Source organism: Crossiella sp. S99.2 (assembly GCF_023094165.1).
Taxonomy (GTDB): domain Bacteria; phylum Actinomycetota; class Actinomycetes; order Mycobacteriales; family Pseudonocardiaceae; genus Crossiella.
The window spans coordinates 648,793-669,213 of the sequence record NZ_JALMDK010000004.1; the positions used below are offsets into that span (position 1 = coordinate 648,793).

Annotated in this window: 17 protein-coding genes; 2 read left to right on the forward strand and 15 right to left on the reverse strand. The window is 70.5% G+C overall.

Annotated elements, in window-relative coordinates; translation table 11 throughout:
- Positions 1-64: 64 nt before the first annotated feature.
- Positions 65-1,051 carry a DUF5937 family protein gene (locus MZC64_RS18745; RefSeq protein ID WP_247758019.1) on the forward strand — a complete coding sequence of 329 codons (987 nt, stop codon included), beginning with the start codon at positions 65-67 and terminating at the stop codon, positions 1,049-1,051.
- Here the strand turns inward: MZC64_RS18745 and MZC64_RS18750 are convergent.
- The 4 genes from MZC64_RS18750 to ispG all read right to left on the reverse strand — a co-directional run bounded on the left by MZC64_RS18750 (position 1,037) and on the right by ispG (position 5,366).
- Positions 1,037-2,002 (reverse strand): hypothetical protein, encoded by a 966-nt coding sequence (locus MZC64_RS18750; protein WP_247758020.1) that lies wholly within the window; start codon positions 2,000-2,002, stop codon positions 1,037-1,039. The genes MZC64_RS18745 and MZC64_RS18750 overlap by 15 nt on opposite strands.
- Positions 2,003-2,014: 12 nt before the next feature.
- Positions 2,015-3,130 (reverse strand): glycosyltransferase, encoded by a 1,116-nt coding sequence (locus MZC64_RS18755; RefSeq protein WP_247758021.1) that lies wholly within the window; start codon positions 3,128-3,130, stop codon positions 2,015-2,017.
- Positions 3,131-3,219: 89 nt separating this feature from the next.
- Positions 3,220-4,263: a terpene synthase family protein gene (locus tag MZC64_RS18760; protein ID WP_247758022.1), complete on the reverse strand. Its 1,044-nt coding sequence runs from the start codon at positions 4,261-4,263 to the stop codon at positions 3,220-3,222.
- Positions 4,260-5,366 (reverse strand): flavodoxin-dependent (E)-4-hydroxy-3-methylbut-2-enyl-diphosphate synthase, encoded by a 1,107-nt coding sequence (gene ispG / locus MZC64_RS18765; protein ID WP_247758292.1) that lies wholly within the window; start codon positions 5,364-5,366, stop codon positions 4,260-4,262. Before ispG ends, MZC64_RS18760 begins: the two co-directional genes overlap by 4 nt.
- A gap of 463 nt (positions 5,367-5,829) precedes the next feature.
- Between ispG and MZC64_RS18770 the strand changes: the two genes are divergently transcribed.
- Positions 5,830-9,531, forward strand: a complete 3,702-nt coding sequence (locus MZC64_RS18770; RefSeq protein ID WP_247758023.1) for a S8 family serine peptidase — start codon at positions 5,830-5,832, stop codon at positions 9,529-9,531.
- An 83-nt stretch (positions 9,532-9,614) separates the two neighbouring features.
- Here MZC64_RS18770 and MZC64_RS18775 read toward each other — a convergent pair whose 3' ends face one another.
- From MZC64_RS18775 to MZC64_RS18825, 11 genes are all read right to left on the reverse strand, one after another.
- The gene (locus MZC64_RS18775) at positions 9,615-10,223 is read right to left on the reverse strand and encodes a hypothetical protein (protein ID WP_247758024.1); all 609 of its coding nucleotides are present in this window, start codon (positions 10,221-10,223) and stop codon (positions 9,615-9,617) included.
- 49 nt (positions 10,224-10,272) lie between these two features.
- Positions 10,273-10,908, reverse strand: coding sequence for a DUF6801 domain-containing protein (locus tag MZC64_RS18780; RefSeq protein WP_247758025.1), 636 nt, complete (start codon positions 10,906-10,908; stop codon positions 10,273-10,275).
- A gap of 209 nt (positions 10,909-11,117) precedes the next feature.
- On the reverse strand, positions 11,118-11,786 hold the full coding sequence (locus MZC64_RS18785) for a hypothetical protein (RefSeq protein WP_247758026.1): 669 nt from the start codon (positions 11,784-11,786) through the stop codon (positions 11,118-11,120).
- A 25-nt stretch (positions 11,787-11,811) separates the two neighbouring features.
- A complete protein-coding gene (locus tag MZC64_RS18790) occupies positions 11,812-12,357 on the reverse strand; it encodes a hypothetical protein (protein ID WP_247758027.1) in 546 nt (181 codons plus the stop codon).
- Complete coding sequence (locus MZC64_RS18795) at positions 12,354-13,568, reverse strand: MCE family protein (RefSeq protein WP_247758028.1); 1,215 nt, start codon at positions 13,566-13,568, stop codon at positions 12,354-12,356. The genes MZC64_RS18790 and MZC64_RS18795 overlap by 4 nt, the downstream gene beginning before the upstream one ends.
- Positions 13,568-14,641, reverse strand: a complete 1,074-nt coding sequence (locus tag MZC64_RS18800) for an MCE family protein (protein ID WP_247758029.1) — start codon at positions 14,639-14,641, stop codon at positions 13,568-13,570. Before MZC64_RS18800 ends, MZC64_RS18795 begins: the two co-directional genes overlap by 1 nt.
- A gap of 197 nt (positions 14,642-14,838) precedes the next feature.
- Positions 14,839-15,918: an MCE family protein gene (locus MZC64_RS18805; RefSeq protein WP_247758030.1), complete on the reverse strand. Its 1,080-nt coding sequence runs from the start codon at positions 15,916-15,918 to the stop codon at positions 14,839-14,841.
- A complete protein-coding gene (locus MZC64_RS18810; RefSeq protein ID WP_247758031.1) occupies positions 15,915-16,904 on the reverse strand; it encodes an MCE family protein in 990 nt (329 codons plus the stop codon). Before MZC64_RS18810 ends, MZC64_RS18805 begins: the two co-directional genes overlap by 4 nt.
- On the reverse strand, positions 16,901-17,920 hold the full coding sequence (locus MZC64_RS18815; protein WP_247758032.1) for an MlaD family protein: 1,020 nt from the start codon (positions 17,918-17,920) through the stop codon (positions 16,901-16,903). Before MZC64_RS18815 ends, MZC64_RS18810 begins: the two co-directional genes overlap by 4 nt.
- On the reverse strand, positions 17,917-19,167 hold the full coding sequence (locus tag MZC64_RS18820; RefSeq protein ID WP_247758033.1) for an MCE family protein: 1,251 nt from the start codon (positions 19,165-19,167) through the stop codon (positions 17,917-17,919). The genes MZC64_RS18815 and MZC64_RS18820 overlap by 4 nt, the downstream gene beginning before the upstream one ends.
- 10 nt (positions 19,168-19,177) lie before the next feature.
- The gene (locus MZC64_RS18825) at positions 19,178-20,419 is read right to left on the reverse strand and encodes a DUF6801 domain-containing protein (RefSeq protein ID WP_247758034.1); all 1,242 of its coding nucleotides are present in this window, start codon (positions 20,417-20,419) and stop codon (positions 19,178-19,180) included.
- Between the last annotated feature and the right edge of the window lie 2 nt (positions 20,420-20,421).

Consider the following 20,421-nt stretch of genomic DNA (forward strand, 5'->3'; position numbering starts at 1 on the left):
CCTGAACCCCTTACCCAGCCATCTCGGAATGATTTAGACTCAGCTAAAACGTGGGGGTGGCGGTATGCCTGAGCTGGCGTTGGAGTTCTCCGTCGACGATCTGGCGCGGACCCGGTTCGCGTTCTCGCCGCTGTGGGAGACCGTGGTCAGCGTGCGGGTGCTCAAGACCCCCGGCGAGCACGCGCTGCACTTCCCGTGGCTGCGGGAAACCCGGAACCGGCTGGCCGCCGCCGGCCTGGACATCAGTCCGCTGGCCGACCTGATCCCGGGGCCGCACAGCGGTTTCCCGGACTTCCTGACCCCGCCGCCGGACACCGCGGTGCCGGATTTCGACGCCGAGCTGACGCTGATGGCGCGGGCCAGTCCGGCGCAGATCCGCAAGGACCTGGACTTCTTCCAGTACCCGCCGACCGCGACCTTCGCCCGCGAGCTGTACGCCGACCCTGGTCGGCTGGGCGAGCTGGTGACGGTGCTGCGGGCCTACTGGGAACTGGCCATCGAGCCGTACTGGCCGCGGCTGCGGGACCTCCTCGAAGCCGAGGTGCACTTCCGCGCCAAACGGCTCACCCAGGGCGGGCACCAGTTGCTGTTCGAGGATCTGCACCCGCATGTGCGCTGGGCCAACGGGATCCTGCGGGTGGACCGGCGCTGCTGCGTGCTGAGCCGCAAACTCACCGGCGACGGATTGCTGATGGTGCCCTCGGTGTTCACCTGGCCGGACGCGCTGACCATGGTCGAGGGCAACTGGCAGCCGACCCTGTTCTACCCGCCGCGCGGCATCGCCACCCTGTGGGATCACCGCGAGGGCAAGTGCCCGCCGGAGGCGCTGGCCGGGGTGCTGGGCCGGTCCAGGGCGACCCTGCTGCTGGCCCTGGGCGATCCGTTGTCCACCACCGATCTGGCCCGCCGCACCGGGCTGACCGCGGGCGGGGTGTCCCAGCACCTGGGTGCGCTGAGCGCGGCCGGGCTGGTCACCGGGCACCGCCTCGGCAGGCAGGTCAAGTACACCCGGACCCGGGTGGGCGAGCTGCTGGTCTCAGCGCCCCGTTAGCCGGGGCACGATCGCGGCCAGCACCGCCTCCGGCACCGGCCCGGCCAGGTGCACCTGCTGCGCGGAATCGTCCCGCAGCCCGATCCACACCTGCTCGGCCCCGTCCCGCGCCACCGGCCGCCCGGCCACACTGCCCTGGTAACCACGGTCCCGGCCGGCCTGGGTCAGGGTCGCCACCACCCGCGTGGTCCGGGTCGACAGCGTGCACACCCCGCGCGGCTCGGCCACCGGCACGCCGCCGAGGGCTTCCCGCAGGATCAAGCACAACTGTTCCGCCGCAACGGGATAGGGCTGATCGGCCACGCCGAGTCCCGGCACCGGCGGCCGAGGGGTGAGCGGGGTGATCTCGCCCTTGTCGTTGAGCGGCGGCAACTCCGGTCCCGCTCCCCCGGCCCGCCGCAGCATCGCCTCGGCCAGGGTTTTGGCGATCTGCCCGGTCTGTCCCTGCTCGTCGGTGGCGGCGACCTCGCGCAGCCGCACGGTGACGCTGAGCGTGGGCCGCAGTCCGGGGTAGCGCTTGGCGACCTCCTCGGTGACCAGTTCGACGTCGAGATCACTGGCCGCCTGCTGCCGATCGACCCTGGCCCGCCGCCCCGCGACCGTGTCCGAGCCGGTGACCAGGTCGTTGGACAGTTGCGCGGTCAGCTCGAACCGGGCGGAGACCACGTGGCACCGGTCGGTCAGGAACACCTCGGCGCGCACCTCGCCCTGGAGCGCGGTGGTCCAGTCCTCGGGCGCGGGGGCGGTGCAGAGGACGTGGCCCGCGGTGAGTTCGGGCAGGTAGCCGAGCAGCTGCCCGGCGGGCATCGGGACCTGGCGGATCGCGGTGCCCTGCTGGGTGGGCCAGTCGGTGGGCAGGGTCGGCGCCGGAGTGGGCGGTGGCGGCTCGCTGCCGCATGCCTGCAGGCCGAGCACGATGGCGATCAGGATCCCGCTCCAGCGACCTCGCATCCTCACAGCATGTCAGCGGGCGGCGGTCGCGGTCAGCACCTCCACCACCTCGGCCGCCGGCGGCATCGCCGCGATCTCCCGCCCGAGCCGGGCCGCCGCCGCCCGGATCCCGCTGTCTGCCAGGCACAGCCGCACCGCGGCGGCGACCTCGCCGGGCTGGTGCACGGCCAGGCCCGCGCCGACCGCGGTCACCCGTTCGGCCTGCCGGAACTGGTCCGCGCCCTGCGGCACCACGACCAGGGGCAGGCCGAGGGCGAGGGTGGCCAGGGTGGTGCCCGCGCCGCCGTGGGTGACCACCGCGTCGGCGTCGGCCAGCAGCGCGGACAGCGGGGTGAACGGGACGAAGTGCACGTTGGCGGTGGGCGCCTCGAAGCCGGCGTCGGTCGAGAGGCCCTGGGTCACCAGGATGTCGACGTCGAGGGTGGCGATCTCGCGCAGCAGCGGGTTGACCACCTGGGGGCTGCCGAAGGCGGTGCCGAAGGTGACCAGCACGCGCGGGCGGGATCCCTTGGCGGGCAACGGATCGAAGGTGGCACTGGGCTGGGTGTGCGGTTCCGGGCGGAGCAGCAGGCGGGGAGCGGGGGGTTGCCAGTCCGGGTAGTTCAGCGTGGGCGGGCAGGTGTCGAGGTAGTAGATCGGGGGCGTGCGGGTCAGGGCGTGCCGGGCGTAGTGCGGGTCGGCGCCCTGATGGAGGACTTCGGTGCGCTCGTCGGGGCGGCGGGTGCCGTAGGAGAACATCGCCGCGGGAACATCGAGGGCGGCGGCCACGAAGGGGCCGAGGAAGTCGGCCATCTCGTGCACGACCAGGTCCGGTTTCCAGTCCCGGGCCTGGGCCACGGCGGACTCGGCGGCCAGGTCGAGGCGGGCGCCGACGAAGAAGTCGAGTTCGGCTTCCGGGGTGAAGCCGCGGGTCAGGTCCACGCCGGTGCGCTGGTGCACCGCGGTGAGCAGTTCGGCCTGGGACGGGCCGACGGCGAGCAACTCCAGGCCCTGCCCCTCGACCAGGTGGCGTGCTTGTTCGGCCACCTGCACGGCCACCGCGTGACCGGCCCGCGCGGCGGCCCTGGCCAACGGGAACAGGGGCAGCAGGTGGCCGTGTCCGGCGCTGGAGGAGAAGAGGATTCGCACGATGTCCAAGGTAGACAGTGGTCCTGGCCACGCGGGGCGGGTGGCGGCGGTGTGCCCCTGAGGCCATCCGTTGGGGTACCGCGGGGCGGTCATTCGCGGAGTTCGTCCCACCACCAGGACACGGTGGAATACGGCAGTGGATCCGGCCGGGCGTCCAGGGGCTGTTCGGACCAGCCCGGGGTGCCCAGGCCCTGGTAGCGCGGGACGCGCAGCGCCCAGTCGATGTTGCCGCGGATGCCGTGCCCCAGACAGTCCACATAGGACCGCAGCGGCGCCGAACCGCCCCGCCGGACCCGGTGTGCCAGCCGGAGGAACAGGCTCATCAGACGGTCGCGCAGGCACACCGCGGCGTGCACGGCCTGTTCCAGAGACCGTGGGGACTCGTGCAGCAGCACGGTCACCACGTTCTGCTCGGTGTGGCCCAGCAGGCGTTCCTTGCGGTAGGAGTGCAGGTCGTTGTCCAGGGCGGCGACCAGGCTGGCGCAGTCGGTCAGGGCGCGCACCCGCGGGGAGTCCATCTCGGCCGAGGGGACCTCCGTGCCGAGGCCGATCTCCAGCATGGCCAGGGTGGGCGCGCCACCGCAGGTGCCCAGCCGCAGCCGCAGATACTCGTCCAGGCCGGGCAGGTGACCGCTCGCGCGGTTGGCCACCTGCCAGGCGACGCCGAACAGCCAGCGGCGGTGCGCCTCGGTGAAGCGGCGGACCTGGGTGGGGGTGGCGCAGCCGCGGAAGCGGGCGCCGATGTCGTGCAACGCCAGCGCGTACGGGTCGTCCAGGCCGGTGCCGCCGGGGGTTTCCAGGGCGTGCTGGACCCGGGTGGCCTCGGGCAGGAAGCGGACCGGGCTGCCGGCCAGCGCGCCGGTGTCGCAGCGGGTGTCGTCGAAGGCGAAACCCCAGTAGACCCACAGGGTCGCGGCGAGCACGTTGTGCGTGACGCCCTGGGGCACGAAGCGGCAGAAGAACTCGGCGCTGCGGGTGCCGAGCAGACGTTTGTGCGACACCCCCGGCAGCGCCATCCGGTCCAGCCAGGCCACGGCGCGCGTCTCGATGTCGGCCACCGCGGGGTGCAGAGCGGGCTCGATCGGGCAGTAGAACGGCAGCAGCTCGAGGCCCTGCTCCACCGGTTGGGTCACTCCCGCTCGACCTCCATCCGCTCGGCCAGCGCCATGGCCTCCTCGATCAAGGTTTCCGCGATCAGGTGCTCCGGCACGGTCTTGATCACCTTGCCGCGGACGAAAATCTGGCCTTTCCCGTTGCCGGAGGCGACACCGAGGTCCGCCTCGCGCGCCTCGCCCGGCCCGTTGACCACGCAGCCCATCACCGCCACCCGCAGCGGCACCGACATGCCTTCCAGTGCCGCGGTGACCTCCTCGGCGAGCTTGTACACATCGACCTGGGCCCGCCCGCAGGACGGACACGAGACGATCTCCAGTCCGCGTTCGCGCAGCCCGAGGGATTCCAGGATCCCGATGCCCACCTTCACTTCCTCCACCGGCGGCGCGGACAGCGAGACCCGGATGGTGTCCCCGATCCCCTCGCCGAGCAGCGCGCCGAAGGCGGCGGCGGATTTGATGGTGCCCTGGAAGGCCGGTCCGGCCTCGGTGACGCCCAGGTGCAGCGGGTAGTCGCACTGCGCGGCCAGCTGGCGGTAGGCGTTGACCATCACCACCGGGTCGTGGTGCTTCACCGAGAGCTTGATGTCGGTGAACCCGTGTTCCTCGAACAGCGAGCACTCCCACAGTGCCGAGGCGACCAGTGCCTCCGGGGTGGCCTTGCCGTACTTGCGCAGCAGCCGCTGGTCCAGTGAACCGGCGTTCACCCCGATCCGGATCGGCACCCCCGCGGCCCCGGCGGCCTTGGCGATCGCGCCGACCTGGTCGTCGAACTGGCGGATGTTGCCGGGGTTGACCCGCACCGCGGCGCAACCGGCGTCGATGGCGGCGAAGACGTACTTGGGCTGGAAGTGGATGTCGGCGATCACCGGCAGCGAGGACTTGCGGGCGATCTCCGGCAGCGCGTCCGCGTCGTCCTGACTGGGCACCGCCACCCGCACCAGCTGGCAGCCTGCCGCGGTCAGCTCGGCGATCTGCTGCAGGGTGGCGTTGACGTCGGCGGTCGGCGTGGTGGTCATGGACTGCACGCTGATCGGCGCGTCGCCACCCACCCCCACCGAGCCCACCCGCAACGCCCGGCTGTGCCGGCGACTGGCGAGCGGGACCGGCGGCAGCACCGGCATTCCGAGGGACACAGCGGACACAATTCCTCCTTCACCGCCGTACCGCGGAAAGCACGACGACAGGCCTACAGGTGGGGAAGAGGGGACGATCGAATGACACTCAACGTCGGATGGCAGGGAGCCTAAGTCACGAAGTCGGCAGGTCAGCGCGTTGTCCAGCGCGTTCACACGAATTCGTGATGGGTCACTCGTTTGTCGCAGACTGGGCCGTTCGGGGTGGTCATTACCCGTCGGAAACCCGCGAATGGCCGCTGTACAGCACCGGATCAGCCCGTCTGGCGGACCAGCGGCCGGGCCGCCCACCCGGCTGGATGACAAGCTGGCGTTGGAATTACCGAACCCTTAGTCACCCTCCGCGAAATATCGGGGAAGAATCAGGGTCCGAACCGACTTTCGACTGCTCTTTCTTCGAGCTTTTGTCAATGCGACACCGCACACTTGATGAATCTGGAACATAGGCACCATGCGACATCCCGGGAAGAGAACCGTGCCGGCCGCCGCGCTCGCGGCCGCCCTGCTGGCACTGGGCACCCCCGCCCTGGCCGCCCCCGCCCCCGCCGCCGCCACCCCGCCCGGCCCGCCGCCGGCCGGGGCGAGCGCCGGCGGGACCGAGCCGCGACAGCTCACCCTGGTCACCGGCGACCAGGTGCAGGTCAACGCGCAGGGTGCGCCGGTGCGCTTCGAGGCCGGGCGCGGACGGGCCGGCATGACCTTCCGGCGCTGGACTGAGCACGGGCAGTGGCAGGTCCGGCCCTCCGACGCCGACCCGCTGATCGCCGCCGGCCGGGTGGACCCGCGGCTGTTCAACATCAGCCTGCTGCTGGACTCCGGCTACGAGGACGCCAAGCGCCCCGACGTGCCGCTGCTGGTGGCCGGGGACGGCGCGCGCTCGGCGCCGCAGGCGCTGGCCGGCACCACCCGGACCAGGGAGCTGCCCGCGCTGGGGCTGGCCGCGGTGTCCGCGCCCAAGAACACCGCCGGTAACACCTGGAACGCGGTCAAGGACCAGGCCAGGGGCCGCGCGGCGGGCAAGGTGTGGCTCAACGCCACCCTGAAGTACTCGCTGCACCAGAGCGTGCCGCTGATCGGCGCACCCGCGGCCTGGCAGGCCGGGCACACCGCCAAGGACGTGCCGGTCGCGGTGCTGGACAGCGGTATCGACGTGGACCACCCGGACTTCGCCGGAGTGCTCCAGCAGGCCAAGGACTTCTCCAACTCCCCGCACGGCATCAAGGACACCATCGGCCACGGCACGCACGTGTCCTCCATCGTCGCGGGCAACGGCGCGGCCGGTGGCGGCAAGCAGGTCGGCGTGGCCAAGGACGCCAAGCTGTTCTTCGGCAAGGTCGGCGACTTCACGCCGACCGAGGACGCGGCGCTGGCCGGGATGACCTGGGCCGCGGTGGAACACAAGGCCAAGTCGGTGAACATGAGCTTCGGCCTCAAGCAGCACCAGCCGGACCCGGTGAGCGAGGCCATCGAACGCCTCTCCGCCGCGCACGGCACGCTGTTCGTGATCGCCGCGGGCAACAGCGGCGAGCAGGAGCCGGTGGGCCACCCGGCGACCACCGACGCCGCCCTCGCCGTGGCCAGTTCCACCAAGGACGGCAAGCTCAGCGACTTCTCCTCACGCGGTCCGCGCACCGGTGACTACGGGCTCAAGCCGGAGATCACCGCGCCGGGCAGCGATATCCTGGCGGCCAAGGCGAATTCGGCCGGTGGCGAGCGGTATGTGGCCAACTCGGGCACCTCGATGGCCGCCCCGCACGTGACCGGCGCGGCCGCGGTGCTGGCCGGGGCGCACCCGGACTGGAGCGCGGCCCGGCTCAAGGCCGCGCTGATGAGCACGGCCAAGCCACTGGCCGGGGTCTCGGTGCACGGCCAGGGCGCCGGTGTGGTCGATCTGGACCGCGCCACCAAGCAGCAGGTGACCGCCGAGCAGGGCGGGTTCTCCCTCGGTTACTTCCGGTGGCCGCACCAGGGCCAGCAGCCCGCGAGCAAGGATGTGGTGTACCGCAACGACGGCGACACCCCGGTCACCCTGGACCTCGCACTGTCCATTGCGGACAAGCAAGGCGGCGCGCCGGAAGCAGGTCAGTTCGGGCTGAGCAGCCAGCGGATCACCGTGCCCGCCAAGGGATCCGAGAAGGTCGGCATCACCGTGGACCCGGGCAAGCGGGTCGGGCTCTACGGCGGCTGGCTCACCGCGAAGTCCGGGGACATCGAGGTGCGCACCGCGGTCAGCTCCTATGTGGAGGAAGAGCGCTACGACCTCACCGTCAAGGTCACCGGCCGGGACGGCAAGCCGAGCGCGACCGGTGAGGTCACCGTGAGCGGGCTGGACAACGACCTCCGGCAGACCCTGGAACTGGGCGCCGACGGCACCGGCACCGTGCGCGCGGCCAAGGGCGACTACCTGGTCACCAGCACGATCAAGGAACACGGCCCGCGTGGCAGCTACGACGCCGACCCGATCTCGCTGACCCAGCAGGTCGCGCCCCGGGTGCGACTGGACAAGAACACCACCGTGCAAGCGGACGCGCGCACCGCGAAACGGGTCGAGGTCGAGCTGGACGATCCGAGCCTGCGGGTCGCCGGGATCGAGCTGACCGCCTGGCACGGCAAGGGATCGGCCAAGGATCCGTGCTGCACCCCGGCCGATCCCCCGGCTTTCACCGACACCGACGCGCCGGTCTACCTCGGCTCGCTCGGCGGCTCAGCCGAGCACTTCCGGCACCTCACCCACGTCACCGCGGTCCGGCCCGAGCTGAGCGCGGACATCGTTGCCCCGCAACGGCAACCGCTCGACCTGTGGCGCCACCGGGCCTCGCCACAGCTGCTCGGCGAGCACCGGCTGCCGGTGGTCGACGTCAAGGCGGGCACCCCGGAAGACCTGGCGGGCAAGGACCTCAAGGACAAGCTGGTCCTGCTGAGCCCGCCCAAGGACGAACCGGCCAACGACAAGGTGGCGGCGATCGGCGCGGCGGGCGCGAAGGCCGTGCTGCTGGTGGAGCCCTCCCGGCTCAGGCGCGGCAAGCAGCCGGTCGCGGTGCTCAGCGCCACCGAACACCGCCTGGGCCGGCTGCGCGAACTGCTCGGCAAGGGCGCGGTGTCGGTGCGGCTCAACGGGATCAGCACCAGTCCGGTCAGCTACGACCTGGCGTTCACCAGCTCCGGCACGATGGCCGAGGGCGGCAAGGTGCGCGCGCACCGGCACGAGCTGACCAGGATCGAGTCGACCTACCGCAAGGACGGCCACCACACCACGGTCCGCCCTGCCTGGCGACCGGGCCTGGACGGGCGCACCGCGGTGGCCATGCCGGAGAGCTACCCGTTCCGCCTCGGCGCGCCGCCGGTGCCGCTGGGCGCCACCCGCACCGAGTACGTCACCCCCGGCTGGTGGCACCAGGACAGCGAACTCGGCGACGGTTTCGGGTTCGAGCCCAGCGGCGGGGACACCCAGCAGATCGAGGTGGCGGCGACCCGCTTCGGCCGGCACGGCACGCACCGCCGCGAGTACAACGCCGGCCCCCTGGCGGTCCGGTCGCCGCAGGGGCAGGCCGGGCTGAGTCGCCGCGGCGACGACCTCAACCTGCGGCACAACCTGTTCGTGCCCCAGCCCGCCGCACCCGGCGCGCCTGGGCAGCACGGGCGAGTCGCCTATCCGGCGACCACCGGCGAGACCACGTTGTCCACCGGCGGCAAGGTGATCGGCAGCTACGACTCGCCGGCCAGCGGCTACTGGCAGGTCCCGGCCGGACCGGCCACCTACGAGATCAGCACCAAGGGCACCTACGGCGGCCGGACAGTGCAGGCGGGCTGGACCTTCCGCTCCGACACCACCACCCAGCCGGCCCCGGTCCGGCTGCTGCACGTGGCCCCGCGGCTCGCCCTGGACACCGAGAACACCGCACAGGCCGGGAAACCACTGCCGGTCACGGTGTCGGTGCAGGACAGCGAGGGCGCCGTCCAGGCCACCCTGGAGGTCAGCCTGGACGGGACCAACTGGCAGAACGTGGTGCTGCGCAAGGCAGGCACTGAGTTCACCGGCACGCTGCCCGCGCTGGGCAAGGCCGGGGACGTGGTGTGGCTGAAGCTGGCGGCCGAGGATGGCTCGGGCACCAAGGCGCACCAGACGCTGCAGCGCGCCTACACCCTGCGCTGAACTGGCGGGCCGCCCCTGACCACCGTGGCGACGATGGCGGTCAGGGGCGGCCCATTCAGTCCGCGAGCACAGTCAGTGCGTGCTCACACCACGCGCTTGAGGTTGAGGCTGATGGTGTTGTCCGGACCGGGAATCATGAAGTTGATCAACAGTTCGGCCAGGTGGCAGTTGGCGAAGTCCGGGATGGTGTAGGCACCGCTCAGCTTGCCGCCGGTGAGCGGGTTGAAGCCGGGTTCGCTGGTCAGGTCGATCTGCATCGGGGCCTTGCTCTGGCACTTGTCCCCGACCGGATACGGGATCCCGCCCGCCTTCACATCACGCAGCCGCAGCACCATCTGCGAGCTGGAGGTCACCACCCCGCGGACGATCTTGCCGGTGGTCTGCCCCTGCGGCAGGAAGTCGATCGTCGCGGTCACCGGGATCAGCCCGAAGACCTTGAACTCCGAGTGCGCGGGCGGCAGCACCAGATCGCCCTTGATCTCCCCGGTGGCCGCGGTCAGGTCCACCGCCAGCGAACCGGGGCCCAGCGGCAGGGTCGAGCCGGTCTTCTTGACCACGCTCTGCCCCTCGACGGAATAGTTGATTTTCACCGCCGCACCGTCTGGTTCCGCCGCCGCGCCACCGGCGAAGGCCAGTAGGCCGATCAGGGCCACCGCGAGCACCCGTAACGCCGACTTACCCGATCTCCTCATGGACTTTCCCTCCACGGATCGAACCGAACCTACGGAATTCGCATTTCGCTTACCTGGCGGCGGTAACCGGAATCCGGGCGAGCAGCGGGTCCTGACCGGCGTCCTGGGTGCAGGGCAGGTCGAAGGTGCCCAGTTCGGTCGGGGACCCGTCCTTCTTGCGCGGGGTGAGCTTGGAGAAGTGGTTGCCGATGCTGACCCCGATCGCGCCGGGGTTGCGCACGCCGATGCCGGGGACCGGGCCGCGGGCCACCGTGACCAGGTCGCCGGTCTTGGGCACCGGGGTGCTCGGGATCTTCAGACTGGGCAGGGTGACGTCGATCAGGGTGCCGTTGGCGTCCACCGCGAGCAGCGCCTCGGCGTCGCCCTCGATCGTCTCGGCCTCGAAAAGCAGCAGGGCCTGGGCGGTCGCCTCGGGCACGGTGATGGTCGCGGAGAGGTTGGTGGCGCGCATGAGTTCGCCGACCTTGACCGTCTCCGGCATGGTCACCTCGATCTTGGTGGTCAGCGAGGACGCCCCGATCAGCGGGAACTCACAGGTGTAGTTCAGCGTCTTGGTGATCACCCCGGCGGCCTTGGCCGGTGCGCCGGCGCCTGCGTCGGCGACCCCGCCGGCGAGCACCAGCGCGGTGGCGCCGAGCACGGCGGCGGCACGTCGGGACAACCGTGCGGAGAATGCGGCTCTCATATCGGACGTCTCCTTTGACATCAAATCTCAGAGAGGGGAACGGCTGATCCGCGGATGCCGCACAACTTGCGACGAAACGGAGCCTACTCGCAAGTAGGTAACGTCACAAGAAATTCCGTGCCCTTACTGTGATCCGATCACAGAAACGTACTCGGGTGATAATTCAGCCGGGTCGGTCGCGCGGTGGAGTTGTCATCTGAATGCAGTCCTCAGCGCGGTTGTAGTTCGGTGATCAACCATTTTTCGCCGACCTTGCGGGCGGTGACGCCGAGCTGGGCGGCCGAGGCGGAGGTCTGGTTGTTGTCGCCGCGGGTGGCGGTCTGGTCCAGGAAGACCAGCAGCACCGCCCGCTCGGCGGACAGCTCGCGCACCCCGGTGCTGACCGCCTTGGTGGACAGCACCAGTTTCTGTTGCGGGGCCTGCTCGCGGACCTGGGCGAACAGCGCGTCGTACTGCGCCCGCGCGGCGTCCACCAGCACCTCGCTCGCGGCGGCCTCGGTGCTCGCGGTGTCGTCGTGCCGGTAGGAGAACACCCGGCGCAGCGCCTCGGCGACCTGTCCGGCCACCTCGGCCGTGCCCGGTCCGTTGACCAGGGCCTGGTTCCGCGCCACGTCACTGTTGGCAGTCCGCCAGCCCTGCACCAGGAAGAACCCGGCCAGCAGTGTGGCGGCCACCGCGAGCGCGATCAGCCAGCGCGCCAGTGGCGGCCTGGGCGTCCGGGGCCGGACCTGCGCTACCTCAGCAGGTCCGGCCCCGGACTCGGCCGGCGGCGCCACCTCCCGTTCCCCTGCAGAACGGGTGGTGCTGCGCACCGGACGGGATCCCGCCACCGGGGGCCTGCGCCGTTGCGGGGCGGTGGCGCGTCGGGTGGGTGCCATCGGAAGTCCTTTCCGCACAGGGAGATCAGGAGGCGGCGACCGGCACCGGGCCGAGCGCGCTGAGCTTCCAGCCGGTCTCGGTGCGGGTCAGTTCGGCCTGGAACCGGTTGCGCTTGGTGGTGGCGGCCGCGCCGTCCGGGGCGACCTCGATCTCCACCGCGGCAAGGAGTTTCGCCTTGCCCGCGCGCTCGTCCAGTTCGGTGATGGCGGCGTCGGTGACCCGCCCGGTGGTGACCGTTTTCGTCTCCTCGATCTGTTTCTTGCTGGCCGCGCCGGTGTTGCGCAGCTCCTCGTGCAGGGCGCCGGTGGAGGTGTCCAGCCAGCGCCGCATGCCCTCGTCGACCCGGCGGTAGTCCAGGCTGTTGAACTCCGCGACCGCCCGCTCCCCCACTGCCCGCACCTGCTCGCGCAGTTCAGCGAACCGGACGTTGTCCCCGGCGGCCGAGGCCAGCCACCACCAGCCGGAGCCCACGGCGAGCAGGACGGCGGTGACGGCGGCGATCACGGGCAACCGCAACGGCTTCCGGCCGGCGAGCGGCTCGGCGGTGTCCGGTTCGGCGTGTTCGCTCATCGGTTTCCTCCCGGCAGGCCAAGCAAACCGCGCAGGGTGGCGGTGTCTGGGTTGAGGCTGTCCTGTTGCGCGGGCAGCCAATGCGAGGTGGCGGCCGGTGGCCTGCCGCCCTTGGGTGCGTTCTGGGCGCCGCGGACGCCGGTGGGGTTGCCGCGGGGCAGGGTGCAGGCGGCCTGGGTGTTGAGCGGTTTGCCGGGGCCGGTGACCAGGCCGTTGCGGTACTCGGTGCCCTGGTAGCCCTGGACGCAGGGCAGCGGGTTGAAGTAGGTGACGGCCATGCCGAAGTGCGCGCCGTCGGCCTTGACCACCGAGGTGCCCGCGGCCACCGCGGCCGGCGCGGTGAACAGCAGTTGTTCCAGTCCGGCGTTGCGGGTGACCAGGACGTTGGCCGTGGTGAGCAGGTTCGCGATGACCACGCCGAGGTTGGGGCCGGACTCGCGCAGCACGGCGGAGACCTGCTCGGAGACCGGCGGCACCGCGGCGACCACCTTGCGGAAGTCGCCGTCGGACTCCTTGAACTGCTGGGCCAGGAGTTTGGCGTTGCGGGTGAGGTCCTTGAACGCCTGGGACTGCTCGGCCTGGGTTTCCAGCACGGTGCGGCCGTCGACGAAGAGTTGTTTGGTCTGCGGCAGGTGGGTGATCGCGGCCTCGGTGAAGGAGCCCGCGGAGTCCAGGATCTGTTGCAGGTTGCGGCCCGCGCCGGTGAAGGCGGTGCCGAGTTCGTCCACCACGGTGCGCAGCGAGTCGGTGGGCACCGAGGCGACCAGGCCGTCCACCGCGGCCAGCACGTGCTCGACCGGTTTGGGAATGCTGGTGTTGCCCTGGCTGATCACCGCCCCGGCTTCGAGGTAGGGCGCGCCGTCGCGGCGTGGGCGCAGGTCCACGAACTGTTCGCCGACCGCGGACCGGTTGGCCACCACGGCCTCGGTGTCGGTGGGCACCTGGGGTCCGCCGTCGTCCAGGATCAGGTCGACCTCCACGCCGCGGGCGGTCAGCCGCAGTGGCCCGACCCGGCCGATCGGCACACCGCGGTAGGTGACCTCGGCGTTGGTGAAGATGCCACCGGAGTCGGCCAGTTGCACCCGCACGGTGTAGCCGGCGTAGCCGAACCAGCGGTCCAGGCCGGCGTAGCGGGCGCCGACGTAGGACACGCCGATCAGCGCGACCAGCACAAAAACGCCGATCTGCCAACGGATCCGGGCGGTGAGCATCAGCGGGTCCCCGTTCCGATCGCCGGGACGCCGTCCACGGGTGGCAGCGGTAGCACCGGTTTCGCCCCGTTCTCCGGCTTGGGCGCGTTCTTATGCGCTTCCGGTCCGGGGTTTTTCACGTGCAGGGTGAGGTAGGTGTTGAGGTAGTCGCCCTTGATCGCGTTCAGCGCGGCGTCCGGGAACGGGTAGGTGAACAGGATCTCCAGCGACTGCGGCAGGTTCTGCCCGGCCTCGACGAGTCGTTGCAGAATGGGTTGCAGCGCCTTGAGATCGGCCACGAAATCGTCCTTGCTGCGCTGCACGGTCTCCACCGCGACCTTGCCCATCCGGTCCAGCGCGGACAGCATCGCCACCATCGACTCGCGTTGCTCGTGGAAGACCTCCAGGCCGCCGCCGAGGTCGGTGATGGCCTTGTCGATCTGCCCGGTGCGCCCGGCCAGGACGGTGTTGAGCCGGTTCATCCCGTCCAGGGCCTTGGTCAGACTGTCCTTGTTCTGGTCCAGCTGGGTGACAAATTTGTCCATTGTGGACAGCAGGGATTTGAGCTGGGTCTCGTTGCCCTCGAAGGCGGCGGCGAGTTCCCGGCTGATGTCCCGGAGTTGTTGCACGCCACCGCCGTTGAGCAGCAGGGACAGCGCGCCGAAGACCTCTTCCACCTCGGGGTTGCGGTTGGTGCGCCCGACCGGGATGACCGCGCCGTCGACCAGGGTGCCGGTGTCCGCGCCGGGTTCCTTGGGTTTGGCCAGTTCCACGTATTTCTCGCCGAGCAAGCTGGACTGACGCAGCCGAGCCAGCGCGGACGCGGGCAGTTTCACCTCGCCGTTGACCGCGACGGTGACGTCGGCGGTGCGCCCGTCCTCGGTGAGCTGGATCCGTTCCACCTTGCCCACCGTGACGTCATTGACCTTCACCGCCGCCTGCGGCACCAGATCCAGCACATCCCGGAACTGCGCGGTCACCCGATAAGGCCGATCCCCAAGATCAGCCCCACCAGGCAGCGGCAAGTTGTACAGCCCGTCAAACCCCCCAACCCCACACCCACTGGCCAACACCAAGACCACCCCCACCCCCACCGCCGAGTTGGCCCAACTCGTACGCCGGTTTGGCCCAAGTGGTACGCCGACTTGGCCCAACTGGGCGCGGGGGGCGGGGCCGGTGCCGCGGGCTCGTCCGGCTCGGGCCAACGCGGCGTACCACTTGGCCCAACTCGTACGCCAACTTGGGCCAACCGGGCGTACGAGTTGGGCCAACTCGGTGGGGCTGGGGGACATCAGCTGCCTCCGGTGGGGAGGGTGTGCAGGTCGCCGACTACGGGGAGGGGGAGGACGGGGAGCTTCTTCTGGTCCACGCCGGTGGTGACCGGGACCAGGCGGGCTTTGGTTTTGGGGGCTAGTTCGTTGAGGTTGACTCGGCCGTCGATGGTGCGGGTGGCGGGGTTGTAGGCGTTGAGGAGGTTGGTGATGGCCAGGGGTGCGACGTCGACGGCTTCGGCGAGGGCGGCGCGCTGGTCGGCCAAGACCTTGGTGATGCCGGTGAGTTTGTCCACTGTGGACTTGATCCGGCCGCGGTTGTCCCGGACGAAGTCGCCGACCTGGCCGAGGGCGGCGGGCAGTTCGGCCAGTGCGGCGCGCAGCGCGTCCCGGTCGGCGGCCAGGAACCGGGTGACCTCGGCGAGTTGTTGTTCGGCGGCGACGACCTGGTTGTCGTTGCGGGCCAGCATGCCGGTGAACTTGGCCAGGTTGTCCACGGTGCCGAACAGGTCCACCTGCGAGCCGTCCAGGGTTTTCGCGGCCTGGCCGAGGTCGTTGAACAGCTTGTTCAGCGCGGCCCCGTTGCCTGCCAGGTTGGCCGCGCCGGTGTCCAGCAGCCCGGAGAGCGCGCCGTTCTTGTTGGCGCCGTTGGGTCCCAGGGCGGTGGCGAGTTTTTCCATGCTCTCGTAGAGCTGGTCGAGTTCGACCGGGCTGGCGGTGCGCTCGACCGGGATCACCGCGCCGTCAGCCAGCGTCGGGCCGCCGGAGTAGGTGGGGGCGAGCTGGAGGTAACGGTCGGAGACCAGGCTCGGCGCGACCGAGACCAGTTTGGCCTGGGCCGGGGCCTTGACCCCGCTGTCCAGGGTGAACTCCACCTTGACCCGCTGGCCTTGCGGCTCAACGACATCGATGGTGCCGACCCGGACGCCGAGCATCCGCACATCGGATCCGGCGTACACGCCGACCGCGGCGGCGAACCAGGCGGTGGCCCGGACCTTGTCGGCCCCGGCCCGCCACCACAGCCCAGCCGCTCCGGCGACCAGGGCCAGCACGGCCACCCCGATCAGCAGTTTCACCTTCCGGCCGCGGATCCAGCTCATTTGCCGCCTCCTTTGGGTGGCACGCAGCCCTCTTCGCCGGTGGTCGGCGGGAGCAGGCCGCACATGTAGCTGTCCACCCAGCGGCCGTTGCCGGTGGCGTTGGCGAGCAGCCGGTAGTAGGGGCCGGACAGCGAGACCGCCTTGGTCAGGTTGTCCTGGTTGCGCTGCAACACTTCGGCGACCTTGTCCAGCCGGTCCAGGGCCGGGCCGAGCTGGGCCTTGTTGTCCTGCACCAGTCCGGTGAGCTGGCGGGCCAGGTCGCGGATGCCGGTGAGCAGCTTGCTGATCGCCTCGCGGCGCCTGCGCACCTCTTCGAGGAGCTTGTTGCCGTCGGCGAGCAGGGTGGCGATCTGCTCGTTGCGGTCGCTCACGGTCTGGCTGATCTTGCGGCTGTTTTCCAGCACCTTGGCCAGTTCCTGGTCCCTGGAGGCGATGGTGGTGGACAGCGCGGACATCCCGTCCAGGGCCTTGCGCACGTGCTCCGGCGAGTCCCGGAAGGTCTCGGAGAGCACGGTGAAGCTCTCCGCCAGCTGCTTGGTGTCGATCTTGCCGATGCTGTCGGTGAGGCCCTGGAAGGCGTCGCTGATGTCGAACGGGGTGGCGGTGCGCTCGCGCGGGATCGGGGTGTCGGTGTCCAGGCTGCCGCTGCCCTGCGGGTCCAGGGCGAGGTATTTCTGGCCGAGCAGCGTCTTGATCCGGATCGAGGCGCCAGTCTTGTCGCCGAGGTCGACGCCGGAGACCTTGAAGTGCACCGAAACCCGGTCCCCGGCCAGTTCGACCGTGCTGACGTTGCCCACCTTCAGCCCGTTCACCCGGACCTCGTCGTCCGGTTTGAGCCCGGCGGCCTCGGTGAACTCGGCCTGGTAGGTGGCGCCGCCGATCAGCGGGATGTCCTCGACGAAGAAGGTCGCCAGCACCAGCGCGCCGATGGTGGTCAGCCCGGTCAGGCCGACCAGCAGCGGGTTGCGTTCCCGGAAGGGCTTCATCCCTTGCACCTTTCCTGGGTGAGCGGGATGCCGACCGGCGGCCCGCCCTGGGCCGGTGGCACGCCGGGCGCGGAGGCCGAGCAGAGGAAGAAGTTGAACCAGGACCCGTAGGAGCCGATCCGGCCGATGGCCTCGAACTTGGTCGGCAGCCGGTCCAGGAACTCGGTCAGCAGCTTGGGCTGTTCCATCAGGTTGCCCGACAGCGCGCCGAGTCCGGCGATATCGGCCTTGAGCGGGGCGCGCGCCTTGTTCAGCAGGTCGGCGGTGGCCCCGGACAGCTCGGACATCGAGCTGATGGCCTCGCCGATGGGTTTGCGGTCCGCGGCCAGTCCGCTGACCAGCTTCTGCATGGTGCCAATCAGCGTGGACAGCTGGTCGCCGCGCGAGTTGACCGTGGTGAGCACGGTGTTCAGGTTGTTGATCAGATCCCCGATCACCTTGTCCTTGGCCGCGATGGTGGAGGTGAGCGAGGCGGTGCGGGCGAGCAGGCTGTCCACCGTGCCGCCTTCGCCTTGCAGCACCTGGACGATCTCGAAGGACAGCTTGTTCACGTCCTCCGGGTTCAGCGCCTGGAACAGCGGCTTGAACCCGTTGAACAGCATGGTGAGATCCAGCGCGGGCTTGGTGCGGTCCAAGGCGATGGTGCCGTCCGGCGGCAGGTTGGCGGTGGTCCCGCTGCCCTGGTCCAGGGCCAGATAGCGTTGGCCCACCAGGTTCCGGTAGCGGATGGCGGCGGTGGCCGAGGCGAAGATCCGCCGCCTGCCCTCGACGGAGAACTGCACCTCGACCACCCCCCGGCCGGCCAGTCGCAGTCCCTCGACCTTGCCGACCCGGACTCCGGACATGCGCACGTCGTCGCCCTCGTTGAGCGAGGTCACGTCGCTGAACCGCGCGGTGTAGAAGCTCGCGCCGACCGCGGTGGTGTTGGAGATGGTGACCGCGAGCAGGGCGGTCACCAGCACGGTGAGCACGGCGAAGACGCTGAACTTGAGCAGTGGCGCGGTGAGTCCCCTCACTGAAGGGTCACCTCCGTTCCCCGGTAGATCGCGCCGAGCAGCACGCCGCTCCAGGAGGGCACCTGATCGGCGGCGCGGCCGAGCGCGGGGGCGAGCAGCTGGGCCAGGAACTGGCTTTCCTGCGGCGAGTTGGCCAGGCCGAGGTCGGCGGTGTCGCCGGTGACCGGCAGCGCGACCGTCTTGCCGCCGCTGGGCGGGGTGCCGAAGGGGTAGCAGCGCGGGCCGCCGCGGTCCCGGTAGACCGGATCGTCCTTGCCCGCCTTGTATTCCCCGCGCGCGGGCACCGGGTGCAGGTTCACCTTCAGGCCCGGCCGGTCGGTGCCCGCGCCGAAGGCCGCGTTCATGATCGGCTTGAACCGGGTGAGCGTGTCGGCCATGCACGGCCAGGCGGGCGAGTACTTGGCCATGGTCTCCAGGGTGGCGCGGCTGGCGTCGGTCAGCCGGATCACGTTGTCCTTGTTGGCCCGCAGGAATCCGCCGAGGTCGTTGGCGGTCGCGCCGAGGCTGCGGTACAGCAGTTTGAGGTTCTCCCGCTGTTCGACGAAGGTCCTGGTGGTGACGGTGAGGTCGGTCAGCGCGTCCAGGGCGTCCGGGATCGCGGTGCTGTAGGTGTCGGCCACCTTGACCAGCTCGCGCATGCCCTCGGTGAGCGCGGGCACCTCGGGGTTGATCTCGCGCAGGTAGTGGTCCAGCCGCACCAGGTTCTGCCCCAGTGCCTTGCCCCGGTTGGCCAGTGCCGCCGACATCGCGCCGAGGGTGACCGAGAGCTTGTGCGGCTGCACCGCCTCCAGCATCGGCATCAGGTTGGCCAGCAACCGTTCCAGCTCGACCGCGGTGGCCGAGCGGTCCTGCTCGATGACATCGCCCTCGCCGATGGTCTGCCCGTTGGCCTCGGCCGGTAACACCAGCGCGACGTAGCGTTCGCCGAACAGGGTCTTGGGCAGCAGCCGGGCCGAGACGTCCCTGGGGATCAGCGCCAGTTTGTCCGGCTGCATGGCCAGTTCCAGCTCGGCCCCGGCGCCCCTGCTGGAGATGCGCTTCACCGAGCCGACCACGAGCCCGCGCACCTTCACGTCGGACTCGGTCATCAGCTGGTTGCCGATGTTGTCGGTGCGCAGCAGCACCGGGACCGCGGAGCTGAGGTCACCGCGGTAGACCGCGACGGTCAGTCCGAGCAGCAGCGAGATGATCACCAGGAACAGCAGGCCGAGCAGGCGGCCGCGGAGGACGTGCGGATTTGACGGCATGGGGCGGCCCTCACTCGTATCCGACGAAGGTGAGGTTCAGGTTCAACGTGTTGCCCGGCCCGGAGATCAGGCCGGTGAGCAGCGAGTCCAGCGGCTCGGTGACGCCGCAGTTGGCGTAGGGCGGGATGGTGTAGGTGGCGGTCATCGGCGTGGGCCGGGTGGGCAGGAACGGCGGCGGCGGGGTGGCCGAGATCAGGTTGATCACCGCTGGTTCCACCGTCTTGCAGTTCGGCCCGACGTCCAGGGGAACGCCGCCGACCTTGACGTTCTTGAGCTTGAGGAACATCTTCGAGGTCGCCTTGACCTGGCCGCGTTCGATGATGCCCTCCACCTGGCCGACCGGCTCGAACTCGATCACCGAGTTGTTCGGCACGAACTTGAACAGCACGAAGTAGCCCTGGGATGGCGGCAGGGTGAGGTCGCCCTTGATCTCGCCGACCGGGAGTTTGATGATCACCTCGGTGAGCATCTCGCCGGGTCCGATGTTCAGCTCGGAGTCCAGTTTCTTGATCCGTGTCTTGCCCTCGACCTTGTACCGGATCCGCCGCGCGAACGGACCGACCTGGCCGTCGCCGGGGGTGGTCACGCCGGTGCTCGGGATGGTCGAGCCGGTGGTGGGCACGGTGGTGCTGGTGCCGGGCACGGTGGTGCCGGTGCGGCCGGTCACCGGGAACTTCGCCAGCTCGCCGGACTGGCCGGAGTCCTTGGCGCACTTGAGGATCAGCGGCGCGGCGGTGGCGTCGTCGGTGGACGAGCCGACGGTCAGCGTCAGGTCGGTCGCGGCCAGGGTGAGGTCACCGGGCTTGGCGGGCGTGATCGCCGGGGCCTTGCCGGTGGCCACCACCTTCAGCTCGCCCCGCTCCGGCACCTCGGTGGCCGCGATGGCCAGCTCGGGCGCGGTGAGCGCGCCGGTGACGCCCGCGCCACTGGCGGTCAGGCCGAGCACCGCGGTGCCGACCACGGACTTGGCGCCGCCGAGGGCGGGCCGCACCGTCTCCGGCAGGGTCGCGGTGACGGTGAGGGTGGACTGGACCGGCACGCCGACCGAACCACTGGCCGGGACCACCGCGGCGACCTCCGTGACGACCGCCTGGGCGGCCAGGTCGGGCGCGGTGCAGGTGTAGGCGATCCGGCGTCCTGGCGAGTCAGCGGCCGCGCTGCCGTCGCCGACCAGGGACACGCCGAGTGCCAGCACCAGGATCGCCGCGGCGGTGACGGCGCCCAGGCGGTGTGCCGGTCCAGTCCTGATCATCT